This is a genomic window from Paenibacillus sp. S25 (assembly GCF_019454085.1).
In the GTDB taxonomy this organism is placed as follows: domain Bacteria; phylum Bacillota; class Bacilli; order Paenibacillales; family Paenibacillaceae; genus Paenibacillus; species Paenibacillus polymyxa_B.
The window spans coordinates 437,750-453,620 of the sequence record NZ_CP073683.1 but is presented as its reverse complement, the minus strand read 5'-3'; the positions used below and the strand labels follow the sequence as shown (position 1 = coordinate 453,620).

General features: G+C 47.3%; 12 protein-coding genes and 2 rRNA genes. 2 read left to right on the top strand and 12 right to left on the bottom strand.

The window, feature by feature from the left end:
* Positions 1-162 precede the first annotated feature (162 nt).
* The 5 genes from KAI37_RS02035 to KAI37_RS02015 all read right to left on the bottom strand — a co-directional run bounded on the left by KAI37_RS02035 (position 163) and on the right by KAI37_RS02015 (position 4,322).
* On the bottom strand, positions 163-1,323 hold the full coding sequence (locus tag KAI37_RS02035) for a serine hydrolase domain-containing protein (RefSeq protein WP_071639254.1): 1,161 nt from the start codon (positions 1,321-1,323) through the stop codon (positions 163-165).
* Positions 1,324-1,487: 164 nt separating this feature from the next.
* Entirely contained in the window at positions 1,488-1,949 is a 462-nt protein-coding gene (locus tag KAI37_RS02030; RefSeq protein WP_220030618.1) for a pyridoxamine 5'-phosphate oxidase family protein, read from the bottom strand.
* 55 nt (positions 1,950-2,004) lie between these two features.
* Entirely contained in the window at positions 2,005-2,244 is a 240-nt protein-coding gene (locus tag KAI37_RS02025; protein WP_220030617.1) for a non-oxidative hydroxyarylic acid decarboxylases subunit D, read from the bottom strand.
* Positions 2,245-2,284: 40 nt separating this feature from the next.
* On the bottom strand, positions 2,285-3,703 hold the full coding sequence (locus KAI37_RS02020; RefSeq protein ID WP_071639249.1) for a non-oxidative hydroxyarylic acid decarboxylases subunit C: 1,419 nt from the start codon (positions 3,701-3,703) through the stop codon (positions 2,285-2,287).
* 28 nt (positions 3,704-3,731) lie between these two features.
* Positions 3,732-4,322 carry a flavin prenyltransferase UbiX gene (locus KAI37_RS02015; RefSeq protein ID WP_025723836.1) on the bottom strand — a complete coding sequence of 197 codons (591 nt, stop codon included), beginning with the start codon at positions 4,320-4,322 and terminating at the stop codon, positions 3,732-3,734.
* A gap of 160 nt (positions 4,323-4,482) precedes the next feature.
* Between KAI37_RS02015 and KAI37_RS02010 the strand changes: the two genes are divergently transcribed.
* Positions 4,483-5,412, top strand: coding sequence for a LysR family transcriptional regulator (locus KAI37_RS02010; protein WP_220030616.1), 930 nt, complete (start codon positions 4,483-4,485; stop codon positions 5,410-5,412).
* Between the two features lie 49 nt (positions 5,413-5,461).
* On the opposite strand, the gene KAI37_RS02005 is transcribed toward KAI37_RS02010, so the two are convergent.
* The 5 genes from KAI37_RS02005 to KAI37_RS01985 all read right to left on the bottom strand — a co-directional run bounded on the left by KAI37_RS02005 (position 5,462) and on the right by KAI37_RS01985 (position 11,743).
* Positions 5,462-6,646 (bottom strand): response regulator, encoded by a 1,185-nt coding sequence (locus tag KAI37_RS02005; protein WP_071639245.1) that lies wholly within the window; start codon positions 6,644-6,646, stop codon positions 5,462-5,464.
* Positions 6,627-8,423: a sensor histidine kinase gene (locus KAI37_RS02000; RefSeq protein ID WP_076294530.1), complete on the bottom strand. Its 1,797-nt coding sequence runs from the start codon at positions 8,421-8,423 to the stop codon at positions 6,627-6,629. Before KAI37_RS02000 ends, KAI37_RS02005 begins: the two co-directional genes overlap by 20 nt.
* 30 nt (positions 8,424-8,453) lie before the next feature.
* Positions 8,454-9,287: a carbohydrate ABC transporter permease gene (locus tag KAI37_RS01995; protein ID WP_372238716.1), complete on the bottom strand. Its 834-nt coding sequence runs from the start codon at positions 9,285-9,287 to the stop codon at positions 8,454-8,456.
* A 5-nt stretch (positions 9,288-9,292) separates the two neighbouring features.
* Positions 9,293-10,183 carry a carbohydrate ABC transporter permease gene (locus KAI37_RS01990; RefSeq protein WP_076294531.1) on the bottom strand — a complete coding sequence of 297 codons (891 nt, stop codon included), beginning with the start codon at positions 10,181-10,183 and terminating at the stop codon, positions 9,293-9,295.
* Positions 10,184-10,411: 228 nt separating this feature from the next.
* Positions 10,412-11,743 carry an extracellular solute-binding protein gene (locus tag KAI37_RS01985; protein WP_076294532.1) on the bottom strand — a complete coding sequence of 444 codons (1,332 nt, stop codon included), beginning with the start codon at positions 11,741-11,743 and terminating at the stop codon, positions 10,412-10,414.
* A 294-nt stretch (positions 11,744-12,037) separates the two neighbouring features.
* On the opposite strand from KAI37_RS01985, the gene KAI37_RS01980 reads away from it, so the two are divergent.
* Positions 12,038-12,196, top strand: coding sequence for a hypothetical protein (locus KAI37_RS01980; RefSeq protein ID WP_179085965.1), 159 nt, complete (start codon positions 12,038-12,040; stop codon positions 12,194-12,196).
* 175 nt (positions 12,197-12,371) lie between these two features.
* Here the strand turns inward: KAI37_RS01980 and rrf are convergent.
* Together rrf and KAI37_RS01970 are read right to left on the bottom strand one after the other, a co-directional pair.
* Positions 12,372-12,488: ribosomal RNA gene (gene rrf, locus KAI37_RS01975) — 5S ribosomal RNA — on the bottom strand.
* A gap of 151 nt (positions 12,489-12,639) precedes the next feature.
* Positions 12,640-15,570: ribosomal RNA gene (locus tag KAI37_RS01970) — 23S ribosomal RNA — on the bottom strand.
* Positions 15,571-15,871 lie beyond the last annotated feature (301 nt).

The following is a 15,871-nucleotide window of genomic DNA, read 5'->3' as shown; positions in this document are numbered from 1 at the left end:
ACACCTACGTTTTATGTCGTCATATGGAAAAGAATAGTTTAGGCTTCGAAGGAAATTTGGTCCTTATTAACTAGATCGTTTTTGATAAAGATTAGACATTACAATTTGTGTAGCTTCAGAGCCATAGTAAAGGGTTTTCTCAACAGATCCACAATCTCGCATTTACAAACAGCTATAAGCTGCTGCACGAACTCTCAAATGATGGTATTCTTCCATACTAGGAGACAACTGATGCATATAAACGACGGAGAATTGTTCGCTTGGATCTATAGAAACCCAAGTGCCGGCTGCTCCCGTCCAGCCAAATTCTCCAATAGAACTATTTGCATGCCCAGCCGCTTTATCAATTAACGTGCGCACGCCCAGTCCGTAACCATAACCTGTATGATATGAATTGGTAAAATCTAATAATTGATCTGCATTCAGATGATTGGTGCGCATTAAATCAATGGTTTTTCTCCCTAATAGCCTCACGCCATCTACCATACCTCCATTCGACAGCATTTGTGAAAATGTAAGGTACTCCTTAACTGTCGAATACAGACCTGCGCCCCCACTTTCATATATAGCATCTGGCTGATGATATTCATCCAAGAAACCCTCTATTTTCTCTAGTTCTCCGGCGTCTGTCCGTTGGTAAAAGGAGGCCATTCGCGATTCAATATCTCCACGATATCGGTAACCTGTATTGTTCATTCCAAGCGGATCAAATATTTCATCCTTTAGGAATTGCCCTAATGATTTACCTGAAATCACTTCAATAAGACCTGCAACCAGGTCATGTCCATATCCGTATAACCAGCGTGTTCCCGGCTCAAAAGAAAGCGGAATCTCAGAAAGCGCTTTAATTTCTGTGCGCAGATCATATTTCCCCTGCTTTTCCTTTAACGTTGTAAGGACCCTTTGCATTGCCCGTCCTGTCTCTGAAGGCTCGGAAGCGTAAGGAAGACCCACACTCATATTGAATATATGCTTAATTAAAATGGGTTTCTCCGCCTTATCCACGTAAGTGTATCCGTTAGGAGCGGTTTTGAATACATGCGCATTACGATATTCGGGAAAATATTCATACAAAGGCTCATTCAACAAAAATTGCCCACGTTCGTACAGCATAAGTGCAGCCGCACAGACAACAACCTTTGTCATGGAAAACAATCGATACACTGTATCCTCAGTGATTGGCTTTCGGGCTTCCAGATCAGCATATCCATGATACCCTTCATACAACACTTTACCATTCTGGGCAATGGCACAACCGCAACCTGCCGGCCCATTTGCTACGAATTGTTTCAATAGTTGGTCTACCTTGTCAAAACGAGACATATTCATCCCTCCTATTTTTCCTTCAAAAGAAATAAACTTCCCCTCGCACTCTAATTTCCTGTTCCAACAAGCTCAGCACGATCCCTTGTAAGCGCTTATTCCCCGCATTTATTTTAACGGTAAACTTGGTAAATACATAGATTATTTGTCATAATCAGATGGCTTTACATTAACAATTCAGCCACCGTTTCCTTCCAGCGATGGATCACCGATTCCGGTTCCTTGAGACGGACCGTGACACCTGTCAAGATATCCGCATATTGGGCCGAATCTTCTCTGGCTGCAAAAACATGAGCCGCAAATCGCTCACGTACATGCTTGGCTCCGGGCAAAGCAGGCAGATGTTCCAGCGACAACCGCACATAATGCGCCTTCCCCTTGGTAAACACCGCAAGCGTCGCCTTCCCGGTACGAATCATGTTGCCCGTCGTGGTCGTGCCTGGCCATAGTGCCAGACGCAAATTCCTCTCGTCCAGCGCTACAACTTCACCCACACTAATCATCGCTATGTGCGGCCACTGATCTTCCGTGACCGTCAGCAGCATCATTGCTTCATGCTGCTTGTCCTCCAATACCTTACCGTCTAGTAGCGTGAACAGTTCCTTACCGATCCTTGGTGTCTGCATGAGTTATAATCCCCTTTACACTTGGCCTATAACTTCAAAGTACCATAATTTACGGCTACTTACGAACGACCTGTATCCGCTCTGGAATAGGAGGAACATGAGCAGCATTCGGAATATCTTGGGGGTTTACCTTGAACGCCGATTTATACTTTGCTGGATCAGTAATGCTATCCGGTTCTGAGGTGCGCCATGTGAACATGCATACAGGACACAATAAGACCTCCCAGGCGCCTTTAACTGGCGAGCGGGTAACAACCTCCGAACGATTAGATTCACAACGGGGACAAATATGCATCTGTCAGCACTCCTTTAAACTTTCTTTATTTTTAAAATAGTTAGCGAAGCATCTGGCTCAATTGTTTCTCCCATTCCGCTACACCCAGCGGGGAATCAAGCGACTGCGAGTAGTGGCCTCTAATATCCGGTGCCACAGGTGTCGTCGCATCCAATATCATTTTGTGCGTCATACCTGCCGGATCAGAACCGGGGTCAAGCGGTAAAATAGACAAGCCTGGGACTATGACAGTATCATGCTTCGGATGCAGTTTGGTGGATAAAGCCCACATGACCTGCGGCAGATTGAACGGATCGACCTCCTCATCCACCACAATCACCAGCTTGCAATACCCCAATCCATGCGGAGTCGTTAACGCACGCATTCCCACAGCCTTTGCAAAGCCGCCATACCGGGTTTTCGTGGAAATAATAGCGACCAGCCCATGCGTATACATAGCATTAACGGCTACGATTTCATTAGGAAAAGCATCCTTAAGTTGCTGAAACAACGGTACACTTGTATTCACACCGATCATATAATCCGTTTCCGTCCAAGGCATCCCGATGTACAGATGCTCAAAGATAGGCTGTTTGCGGTGATATACACGATTAATCTGAATGACTGGCATCGCGCGACCGCCGGAATAGTGACCTGTGAATTCACCGAATGGACCTTCATACTCACGTTCACCTGCTAACACTTCGCCTTCCAAAATGACCTCAGCTCCCCAAGGCAGATCCAAATCTGCATCCTTCGCTTTGACCACACGGTAAGGCTCACCCTGAATGGCGCCCGCCATCTCATATTCGGATTGATCGTACAGCAGCGGCGTAGAAGCAGCCGTTGTTATAACAGGCTCACATCCGAGGGCAATAGCGACCTTCAGATTTTCGCCGCGCTCCTCAGCCTGACGGATATGGATCGCAATATCATGCTGTGGTACAGGCTGGATGCCCAAACGGTTCTTGCCTTTTACCTGCATCCGGTACAAACCGACATTTTGCTTACCGTAGGTGTCCGGGTCATCCAGATCGCGTGAAACTAGAATTGCTTTATCCAGGTAAAATCCTCCGTCCCCCTGATTCAAACGAAATAACGGCAAAATATCAAACAAATTAATATCCTCTGTAATCTCGACTTCATGGAAAGGAGCAGTTTCTTCCCGCTTCACGGGCACCGGAAATTGTTCATAGCGTCTGGCAAATTCAAAAAACTGCTCCTTGAGCGGCGTGTTTTTTGGCATTCCCATCATGAGGGCATGATTGGGCCAGGAGCCCATCACATTCATTGCAATACGAGCATCCGTATATCCATAGATGTTGTTGAAAAAGAGAGCAGGCGTCTTATCTCCAAGATTGTTTAATGCTCTGTTAGCTGCTGCGAGGTCCGGCTCCGGCTTTACCTCATCGCTGATCGTGAGTAATTGTCCCTCCTTTTCCAAGGTGTGTAGAAAATCGCGAAAGTCTTTATAAGCCATCATTCATTCTCCTTCGTCTTTCGATTTCTCAATTCTGGTGCAGTCTGGAGTCAGTCTGCTTCATTCCATCCCAACGTTTGGCTGCGGTTGTGACAATACCGAACTGATCCAATGCGCGAAAAACAATATGATCCACTAATTCCTCGATACTTGCAGGATGATTATAAAAGGCAGGCATCGGCGGCAGGATCATCACGCCCATACGTGACAGCTCCAGCATATTTTCCAGATGGATACTGCTTAATGGTGTTTCTCTGGTCATGAGCAGCAGCTTCTTTCGCTCCTTCAGCATCACATCCGCTGATCGGGTAAGCAGGTTGTCCGCCATACCTATACGAATAGAGGCAAGGGTCTTCATGCTGCAAGGAGCGACGACCATGCCGTCTACTCGAAAGGAGCCGCTGGAAATACGCGCAGCCTGATCCTTATACGAGTAGACTGCATCCGCCATTGCCTCCACTTCCTTCACCGTATAGCCTGTCTCATAGGGAATGTTCGCAATAGCCCACGGAGATAGCACCAGATGGCTTTGGACTCCAGCCTCTCGTAATTGTTGCAATATACGTATACCGAAGATCGATCCTGTCGCTCCCGATATTCCTACAATGATTTTCTTCATATGTCCCCTCCTTCCACCCCATCGTTTTATGTTCACCCATGCATTACTGTCAAAAATTATACGCCTGTTCCTTGCACACGAAAAATATATATAATATATGTAATACATACTTTAAAAGTATCCAAATTGAAGCGTTGTTTAGAAATAAGGAGGAATCCCAATGGACATGAAGCATCTGCATTACTTTTGCGTCATCGTGGAGGAAGGGCAAATCACCAAGGCCGCCAGAACGCTCAACATGGCCCAGCCTCCGCTGAGTCAACAACTCAAAAATATGGAGGACGAGCTTGGCGTAAAGCTGATTTACCGTGAAGGAAAGAAGTGGGAGGTTACCGAGGCAGGATATACACTGTATACACGCGCCAAGCGATTATTGGCTGAAATGGAGGACACCTGTAGAGAAATTGGGGAGTTTGAAAACAAAGTAACCGGCACACTTTCCATAGGCACGTCATCCGCCTGTATGTCTCTGATTACTGAACAACTCAGTCGCTTTCATCAGGATTTTCCAGAGGTATACGTTAAAATAGGACACGGAGACACACATCATCTGGAAGAACTGCTGCACCAAAATAAAGTTGATCTGGCCCTGCTGCTGCTTCCGGTAGATGATAAATCGTACCATACGATTGAACTGGAGGGCGTTTCTTTTGTTGCGGTTCTTCCGTGTGAATGGGCAGATCGCCATCCCAGTGGGGAAATTACATTACAGGAAGCTGCCAGCTATGACCTCTTGTTGGGACGCCGAACAGAAGGACACGGACTATACGAAACCGTCATCCGCAAATTTCAGGAACACCATCTTATTCCGCACGTCGTACTGGACTGTCCTGAAATTTCGACCATTCTCTCGCTCGTTTCCACAGGCATGGGAATTACCATTATTCCAGACGCTGGCTTGGGACAAGAATACGGGGACAGATTTCGCATACTCTCCATTAAGGAGCCATTCCCCTTCACACAGCCTGCCGTCGTATGGCGCAAGGATCGTTATTTATCCAATGCAGCTCGCAAATTTGTTGAACTGCTACAAGCTGGAGACACGAAAAGGACTGTTTCAGGAGTAGATGCTCTACCACTCTACTCCTGAAACAGTCTGATGCTTGAAGAAATTCCTTCATTCGGTCGTTGATACCGCCTTATTTTACTCCCTGATGTCGATACTCGGTTGGAGTCATTCCACATTTGCGCCGGAATACCTGTGTAAAATGCCGCATATCCTGATAACCGATCCGCTCTGAAATATCAGCCAGCCGCAGATGAGGATCACTGAGCAGCCGTTTCGCCTCCTCCATACGCAAGCAAATGACGTAATCCTTGTAGCCTTGTCCTGTCTTTTGCTTGAATAACTGGCTGAAATACACCGGATTCAAAAATACGATTGAAGCCACCTTCTCCAGCGACAGCTCCTCTGTAAAGTGAGCCCGAATGTATTGCAATGCCACATCTACCGTATGCATGCCTTTGCGGAGACATTCTCCTGTATCCGCTGCTGCGGCTGCAATCTCCTCTGGCGTACGTCTTAGTCGCGCCACCTCTTCAGGTATGGAGGCAAAATTGTGATGAACACCCGAACGTGTAATTTGTAGGGGCACCTTCACATAACGCTTCAAATGGGATTCGAGCAACGTCTCTAGCCGTGCGGCCTCTGCCTCATCCCTTAGCCTTGCAATGCCCAGCAGACTATGGCGGTCTAGACTGACGACAAAGCCGCTGCCTCCTGCCTCAATGAGCTCGGACAGTACATTTTCAATCATAAAATGCTCCAGATGCGTCTGCTTGTGATCAGGTTCCATGCGAACCATGAAGAGATGGAATTCCGGATAATTTTCGACAAAAGGCTGTATATCCAGCTTTCCCGTATCCAGTCCAAGGGCATAGCGTTGGAAAACGGCTTCACGCAAATAAACCATATTGGATTTGAGAAGCCTACCCTCGTTCGCCTGCTGCGAGGCCACAAGCGCTTCGGCTGCCAGCATTTCAATACATTCCAACAGCTTTTTTTTGCCAATCGGCTTTAACAGGTAGTCTTTGGCACCCAGCTTTACTGCTCTTTGTGCATATTGGAAGTCGGAATGGGCCGAGATGACAACCCACTGCAGATGAGGATGCTTTCGTTTAGAAATACGCATGAATTCCAGACCATCCATACCGGGCATCAGGATATCAGTTAATACAATATCTACAGGATGCTCCGCCAGAATGCCTGCTGCCTCCTCGGTGGAAGCAGCGAGATGAATGCCGCAGGTTGGTAGAGCTTGGCCAATGGTACGCCGAATCCCCTGCCGAATCATACTTTCATCGTCAGCTATCAGAATATTCATGTTTCTCCTCCTTCTGTGGCAGAGGCACACTTACAGTGGCTGTTGTTCCGGCCCCAGGTGCGCTAGAGATCCGTAGGCCGTACTCTTCTCCGAACATGTGCCATAGCCGTAAATTTAGGTTTTGCAGGCCGATGCCTCCCGCCTGCCCGCTGCCCGCCTGTTTGCCGGGTTCTGCCAAAGCGACCTGGACCACCTCCCATCGTTCGTACTCCATCCCTGCACCGTTGTCGATGATGTGCAGGCTCAATACACCGTCATATTCCTCCGCTCTGACGAGCAGCTTGCCACCTGTATCCGCATGAAGAGGCTCCAGTCCGTGCTTCACTGCATTTTCAATCAAGGGCTGTAAGGTCATTTTCGGCAAGCGGATATCCATCCATCGTTCATCAATGCTAATGTCTACAGATACCCTGCCCTCCAGCCGAGCTTGAATAATCGTGAGATAGTGGCCAACCTGCTCCACTTCTTCACGAAGGCTTACATCGGCCCCCTCTTCCCAATGGCTGCTGTAACGGAACATATGGGATAAGGAGAGGACTACCTCTCCGAGCTGATCTTGTCCCTTTTCATCCAGCATCCAATAGATCATATCGAGCGTATTATACAGAAAATGTGGATTGACCTGCGTCTGTAGCGCGTGCAGCTCCGCATTTTTTTCGCTGACCGATGATATACGCACCAGCTCGATTAGCTCTGCAATTCGTCTTACCATATGGTTGAAAGAGGTAGCTAGCTGATTGATTTCTTCATAGGATTCGATGTTTACCGTATGACGGAAATTCCCTGTCTCTACTCGCTTCATTTCCCGAATGACTCGCTTGAGTGGAAGGGAAATGCCCCTGGAGACGATGGACGCAATTAACGCCGACACAATAATAAGTATAGGTGCCACGATAAATAAGTACCTTTGATTTTGCACCAACTCCACGTTCAGATCCTCACTAGGTGTCACACTAATCACAGACCAGTCGGCAAACGGCAACTTGGAAGCGATTACAACTTTTTCATTACTTCGATTTACAATAACATCCTCCTCCGGTACCTGCTGCTCTAGATTTTGCAAATCCGGTGGCGGATCAGAGGAAGTAGCCGACACAATTCGATTTTCATGACCTAACAAATATACCTGACTATTGGTGCCCAGCCGCAAATTGTGGAGAGCGGACAAAACAGATCGCGGCTCAGCCTCAAACAGGACAATACCAATCGGCTTGTGCTCATCCAGATCATAGAGCTGCCTTCCGAATGCAAACACAGGTCTGGTTTCCACCTGATCAATGACAGAGTGAGGATACACGCCCAGCCATGCAATTTTGCCCGCCGACTTTCGAATTTCCTTATACCATTCCGTATGTTCGTAATGAGTATCAATGACATTCATATAATTTCCATAGTTATATACCTTGCCTGTGTCTGTGATGACATGGATGCCAATCAGATCCTCACGCGAATAATAGATAGCCCCCAGAATATTTGTAATCGTACGTTCGTTAATGTAATTGACAGCAGGTAAGTCACTGCTATCCGTCGTCAACAGACGAACCAAATCCATATTGTTGCTGATCGATTTGGAGAGACTGTTATAGCTGCCGAGTAACAATTCGAACAGGCCTGCCGTCTGGGATACATTTTTACGCGCCAGCTCGCTGACCTTATCATGGAACTGCACCGTAGTACGGTTGTAAAATAATAAACTGACCGCCAGCACAATGCCGGACATGCTCAATAGGAACAGAACAAACAAGCGGTATTGAATGGATTGAAAACGGCGCATCATACCTCCGTGCGCTCCTTTCGCATCGGCCGCCTATCCTTTAACCGCTCCCGCAACCATGCCCTTGGTGATATTTTCGGACAGAACAAAATAAATAATAATGACCGGTAAGGCACCCATGACTAGAAAAGCACCAATATTACCGTAGTTCACAGAATACTGGCTGACGAACGTATATACGCCGAAAGGGAGAGTTTTGAGCTTCTCGGACGAGATAAAGGTGGCAGCCATAATGTATTCATTCCAGATGTTAATGAAAGTTAAAATACATACCGTCATGATAGGCGGAATCGAGATGGGTAAGATTACACTGCGGAAAATACGATAAATGCTCGCTCCGTCAATGTAAGCGGATTCTTCAATTTCGTGGGGAATGGACCGCATAAAGCCGGATAGGATGAAGACCGCAATCGGTGTCTGAAAAGCAATGTAGGGTAAAATCAGTGAGAAATACGTATTCAGAATATGGACGTTTTTAAACATCACCATCAGCGGCAGCAGTGTAGCTTGCATCGGGATCATCATCCCGATCAGAAACAAAGTCAGCACAACAACCCCAAAGCGCCAACGAAAACGTGTAATCGCATAAGCAGTCATTGAGCTTAATAAAATGACGAAAATCATCGTAACCCCGGTCACCAGCACACTGTTTCCTAAATAACGCAAGTAGCTCCCTGATTCATAGGCTTCCTGATAGTTGTGCCACTGAGGCACTTGAGGGAGTGCAAAGAAGCTTGAGCTCAATATCTCTTCATTCGTCTTCAACGAATAGGTCAGCAGCCAAAAGAGTGGATACAGCTGCGTGACAATTAAGATTGCCAATAAGGTAAAGACTCCCGTTTTTTTCAAGGCATTCAACAGTTCCATCTCCTTTAGCTTACCTTATTTTCGATTCGTTTGAAAACAAAATTTATCACAATTGTAAATGACAAGCAAATCACTACGAGAATTGAAGCCAATGCGCTGCCATATCCGTATTTCATCGATAAAAAGGACATATTGTACATATACGTAGATACTGTATCCGTTGCATGAGCTGGTCCTCCACCCGTCATCACCCAGATCAAATCAAACGATTGCAGGGAGCCGATAAATGCTAATACAATTGATATCTTAAAAATAGGTACGATGAGCGGTAGCGTAATATAGCGGTCTGCTTTGAATCCTTCAGCTCCATCAATTTTGGCTGCTTCGTACAGCTCATTCGGTATATTTTGCACCCCGGTAAACTGGATAAGCAAATGATAGCCAAAATACTGCCACAACGATACAAAATAGAGGGCGTACATCGCTATCTGCGGTTCCGTCAGCCATGAGCGTGTCCAGCTTTCCAGCCCAATCGCCAGCAAAATACCGTTCAGCATTCCACCCATCGAGGCTGGATTATAGATCGTCTTCCACAGCTGCCCGATAATGACTACCGACAGAATAACCGGCAGAAAATACATCGTAACCAGCGTATTGGCCTTACGCACATAGCGATTAAGCAAGATCGCCAGCAACAGACAGAACGGAATTTCCAACATGGAAAACACAGCAAACATCATAGTCCGTTTCACGGACGGCCAGAACACTGAATCTGTTGTAAAAATCCGCTCAAAATTAGCCAGCCCCACGAACTTTGCCTCGGCGATGCCGTTCCAATCCAGCAATCCACAATACACCGACACCAAAATCGGAACAAATACCATACAGGTATACAACAACAGGCAGGGTAGCACGAAAACGGCAATGGTACGTGCTGGCACCTTCAGTACATTCATGCTCTAATCTCCTTTGTGTTGATTCTGAACATCTTCTGAGGATGCACAACCTACATAATTTCCAATCAGGGAAGGAGCATGCTGCTCCCTCCCTAGTGTCAGCTACTTCAGGATTTTGCAAAATTCAATTCCAGTCGCTCCAAAGTGCAATATCTAGACGAACTAGACCATTTCGATCTATATATTGTTCATTGGAAGTCGCTTATTGGATTTTTGCAAAATCCTCACTTATTTATTCGCTTCAAAAGTGTTCTGATGTTCCTTGGCAACTTGTGCAGAGTCTTCTTTTTGCACGAACAGGTTTTGAATGCTACTCAGATGCGCCTGCGCAATAGCCGGATTCATCGTATTATCAAAAGCGAGATCGCCCCCTTTTACATTCTTAAACAGTTCATTAAGACTAATCGCTAACTCGGAGTAGCCCGCTTCCTTCAGATCACCTTTCATTTTCTGACCACTGCCAATCGCATTTTTCAGATCAAACTGGATTTTGGGCATCTCCGATATAAAATAGTGCAGAAAATCCTTCGTCTCCTGTAAATGTTCACTGTTCGCAGAAACCGCAAATGCGCTGCCCGGCGCAATTACATACTCATTCACATCACCCTTGCCATTTACCGTAGGGAATTGAAACGCTCCTACCTTACCCGCTACCGAAGAAGCATCAATAGACCCCGTTTCCCATGTACCCATGATATACATCGCGGCTTTTCCTGTTTTGAAAATATTACCGCCTGCATTGTAGTCAATAGATGTAGCTCCATCCGGGAAAGCTCCTGCCTGCACCAATTCCTGAAATGCATCCACCGCTTCCACAAAAGCTGGGTCGTTAAACGTCTTTTTACCGTCCAGTACATCATTGAGAAAATTAGGCCCTTCATTCGTACGCAACAAAATATTCATAAAAAGGAGGGAACCCGTCCATGAATCCTTTTCCCCAATAGCAATCGGAGTAATTCCCTTCGCCTTCAACGTCTTGACCGTCGTAATCAGCTCGTCAAAGGTGGTTGGCAACTTCTGAATTCCCGCCTGCTTGAACAGTTCTTTATTGTAAAACACCACTTCTATATTGTTACCGTCCGGAAAAGCATAGAGCTTATCGTCGAAGCTATAGTAATTAAGAAGTCCATTCTGAAACGTATCTTTTAACCCCTCTTTATCAGCCACATCGTTTAATGGAGCCAGCAGCCCGGCATCTACGAATGGCTTCATCTGTGCAGCTGGGTTTACAATCGTGATATCAGGTACTTCCTTCGCCGCTGCCTGTGTTTTCAGCTTGAGCTTTTGTTGATCTGTATTTAGCGAATCCAATTCAATTTTGACATGAGGATGATCCTGCTCGTATTGACCTACAATTTGCTTAATCATTTTGTACGAAGGGGTGCTCGGATCAGGATTAATGTTCTGAAAGGTAATCGTAACATCTTTCGTTGTGGTGCCTCTGCTCTGCTCTCCTGAATTTCCCGGACTTGCGCTTTGTCCGTTATTACAAGCTGCCAGCGTCAATGCCAAGGCGCTCGCCATCACAATGGCAAACGCTTTCATTTTTGTTCTGCTCATGGTCTTTTTCCTCCTCTTGTTGAAGCATTGCGCAATTTGCCCTCCTTATTGGTGGACACTCAATGCCCGCTTGTTCTTTTCATTATGTTCCATAGAAAAGACGTGAACAATGCGTGAACTTAAGGAGAAGGGTTTGTTTTTTCAAGCCCTCATTTGCGTGCTTCAAAATTCATTCATATCATAACTTGCAATTTATCTAGAACACAGGCATAATATGAATAAGATCATTTCTTGATAATGATTATCATTATTAAATGATAAATACACATAGACTTTAAAGGAGGCAGGACCGCAGTGAAAGAAGCTTTTAGTAAAACCTCCCTGCATATTGATGATTATTTGGATCTTCTCAATCTTGCCGTACAAGTCGGAGATACAAAGTGGCAAAAAGAAATTACCCGTAAACTTCAAACCTTGAGTGTCCTTCAGACAGAACAGGTTGAAATAGATTAACTTCCCCAGTTAATACTGTCCTCAGTTAAAAATGCTGAATAGGCACCACTATAGGACAACCAGGATACCGTAAAACTTTTGACCGAATCCACGATAATGATCTTTCATGTGAATGATAAATGAATCGGTTATAAGAAAAAGAGCACAGCCCGTTAAGGCTGTGCTCTTTTATCGTGCTTGGCGACGTCCTACTCTCCCAGGACCCTGCGGTCCAAGTACCATCGGCGCTGGAGGGCTTAACGGTCGTGTTCGGGATGGGTACGTGTGGAACCCCTCCGCTATCGCCACCAAACATGAATTTACTTCGTAAATTCTACCGTACGGTTATTCGGTTCATCACTTATCGTGTGAATGAATAGCCATGCGCTTGTCGTATGTCACTTGTACATACCTTCAAGGTTACACCCTGAAAACTGGATCCGAAACTCATTTGCGTTTTATTTTAGGATAAGCCCTCGACCGATTAGTATTGGTCAGCTCCATGCATTACTGCACTTCCACCCCCAACCTATCTACCTCGTCGTCTTCAAGGGGTCTTACTAATTGGGAAATCTCATCTTGAGGGGGGCTTCACGCTTAGATGCTTTCAGCGCTTATCCCTTCCGTACATAGCTACCCAGCGGTGCTCCTGGCGGAACAACTGGTACACCAGCGGTACGTCCATCCCGGTCCTCTCGTACTAAGGACAGCTCCTCTCAAATTTCCTACGCCCACGACAGATAGGGACCGAACTGTCTCACGACGTTCTGAACCCAGCTCGCGTACCGCTTTAATGGGCGAACAGCCCAACCCTTGGGACCTACTTCAGCCCCAGGATGCGATGAGCCGACATCGAGGTGCCAAACCTCCCCGTCGATGTGGACTCTTGGGGGAGATAAGCCTGTTATCCCCAGGGTAGCTTTTATCCGTTGAGCGATGGCCCTTCCATGCGGTACCACCGGATCACTAAGCCCGACTTTCGTCCCTGCTCGACTTGTAGGTCTCGCAGTCAAGCTCCCTTCTGCCTTTGCACTCTTCGAATGATTTCCAACCATTCTGAGGGAACCTTGGGGCGCCTCCGTTACTCTTTAGGAGGCGACCGCCCCAGTCAAACTGCCCACCTGACACTGTCCTCGCACCGGATTACGGTACCAAGTTAGAACCTAGATACGATCAGGGTGGTATCCCAAGGATGCCTCCCTTCAAGCTGGCGCTCAAAGTTCAACGGCTCCCACCTATCCTGTACAGATCGTACCCAAATTCAATATCAAGCTGCAGTAAAGCTCCATGGGGTCTTTCCGTCTTGTCGCGGGTAACCTGCATCTTCACAGGTATTAAAATTTCACCGGATCTCTCGTTGAGACAGCGCCCAAGTCGTTACGCCATTCGTGCGGGTCAGAATTTACCTGACAAGGAATTTCGCTACCTTAGGACCGTTATAGTTACGGCCGCCGTTTACTGGGGCTTCGGTTCATAGCTTCGCCCCGAAGGGCTTACCACTCCCCTTAACCTTCCAGCACCGGGCAGGCGTCAGCCCGTATACTTCGCCTTGCGGCTTCGCACAGACCTGTGTTTTTGCTAAACAGTCGCTTGGGCCTTTTCACTGCGGCCCCCTCGGGCTATTCACCCTACCGAGGCACCCCTTCTCCCGAAGTTACGGGGTCATTTTGCCGAGTTCCTTAACGAGAGTTCTTCCGCGCGCCTTAGAATTCTCTTCTCGCCTACCTGTGTCGGTTTGCGGTACGGGCACCTTCTCCTGGCTAGAGGCTTTTCTTGGCAGTCTGAGATCATGACCTTCGCTACTACAATTTTCGCTCCCCATCACAGCCCAGCCTTAACGATGTGCGGATTTGCCTACACACCAGCCTCACTGCTTAGACGGACATCCATCAGTCCGCGTCACTACCCTACTGCGTCACCCCATCGCTCATAACGGATTACGGTGGTACAGGAATTTCGACCTGTTGTCCTTCGACTACGCCTATCGGCCTCGCCTTAGGTCCCGACTTACCCTGAGCGGACGAACCTTCCTCAGGAACCCTTAGGCTTTCGGCGGATCTGATTCTCACAGATCTTTTCGTTACTCATACCGGCATTCTCACTTGAATGCAGTCCAGCGCTCCTTACGGTACACCTTCAACCCGCATTCAACGCTCCCCTACCCCTGATGCATAAGCATCAAGCCATAGCTTCGGTGGTGTGTTTAGCCCCGTTACATTTTCGGCGCAGAGTCACTCGACCAGTGAGCTATTACGCACTCTTTCAATGGTGGCTGCTTCTAAGCCAACATCCTGGTTGTCTGTGCAACTCCACATCCTTTCCCACTTAACACACACTTGGGGACCTTAGCTGATGGTCTGGGCTGTTTCCCTTTCGACAATGGATCTTAGCACTCACTGTCTGACTCCCGGAACTAAATCTATGGCATTCGGAGTTTGACTGAGCTTGGTAACCCTTGCGGGCCCCGCACCCAATCAGTGCTCTACCTCCACGATTCTTCTTTCCGAGGCTAGCCCTAAAGCTATTTCGGGGAGAACCAGCTATCTCCGGGTTCGATTGGAATTTCTCCGCTACCCCCACCTCATCCCCGCATTTTTCAACATGCGTGGGTTCGGGCCTCCAGTGCGTGTTACCGCACCTTCACCCTGGACAGGGGTAGATCACCCGGTTTCGGGTCTACGTCCACGTACTCAAGTCGCCCTATTCAGACTCGCTTTCGCTGCGGCTTCAGCTCTTCACCTTAACCTTGCACGGGAACGTAACTCGCCGGTTCATTCTACAAAAGGCACGCCATCACCCATAGATCGGGCTCTGACTTCTTGTAAGCACACGGTTTCAGGATCTATTTCACTCCCCTTCCGGGGTGCTTTTCACCTTTCCCTCACGGTACTGCTTCACTATCGGTCGCCAGGGAGTATTTAGCCTTGGCAGATGGTCCTGCCGGATTCATACGGGGTTTCACGTGCCCCGCACTACTCGGGATCCGTCTCGGAGAGAACAAGTTTTGAATTACAGGGCTTTTACCTTCTCTGGCGGGCCTTTCCAGACCTCTTCATCTAACCGGTTCCTTTGTAACTCCATGTGAGACGTCCCACAACCCCAAGGAGCAAGCTCCTTGGTTTGGGCTAATCCGCGTTCGCTCGCCGCTACTGACGGAATCACTATTGTTTTCTCTTCCTCAGGGTACTTAGATGTTTCAGTTCCCCTGGTCTGCCTCTATTCTGCCTATGTATTCAGCAGAAAGTGACTGTCGATGAAGACAGCCGGGTTTCCCCATTCGGACATCCCCGGATCAAAGCTTGCTTACAGCTCCCCGAGGCCTTATCGTTGTTCGCCACGTCCTTCGTCGGCTCCTGGCGCCTAGGCATCCTCCGTGTGCTCTTTGTAGCTTAACCTAGTATTTACATGGTAAATACGATTTGCTTTGAATCTCGGTTCAACACTTACGTGTGAATGAAATTCAACGCAGCTACCTTTATTTCACTTGTTTACACAAGATCAGCTTAAAGGAATATTCTAAAACGCAATTTCGTTTCGGTATCCAGTTTTCAAGGTGCAATTCGCTTCATCGAAGCGAAACCCGATGAATATTTCGGTTCTACACGGATGTGTGAATGAAACATTCGTCGAAGCTTGAGAGTTTGAGCTCTCAAAACTGAGCAACGAGTGAGTAACAGGCCTAAACCTGAGTTTTGA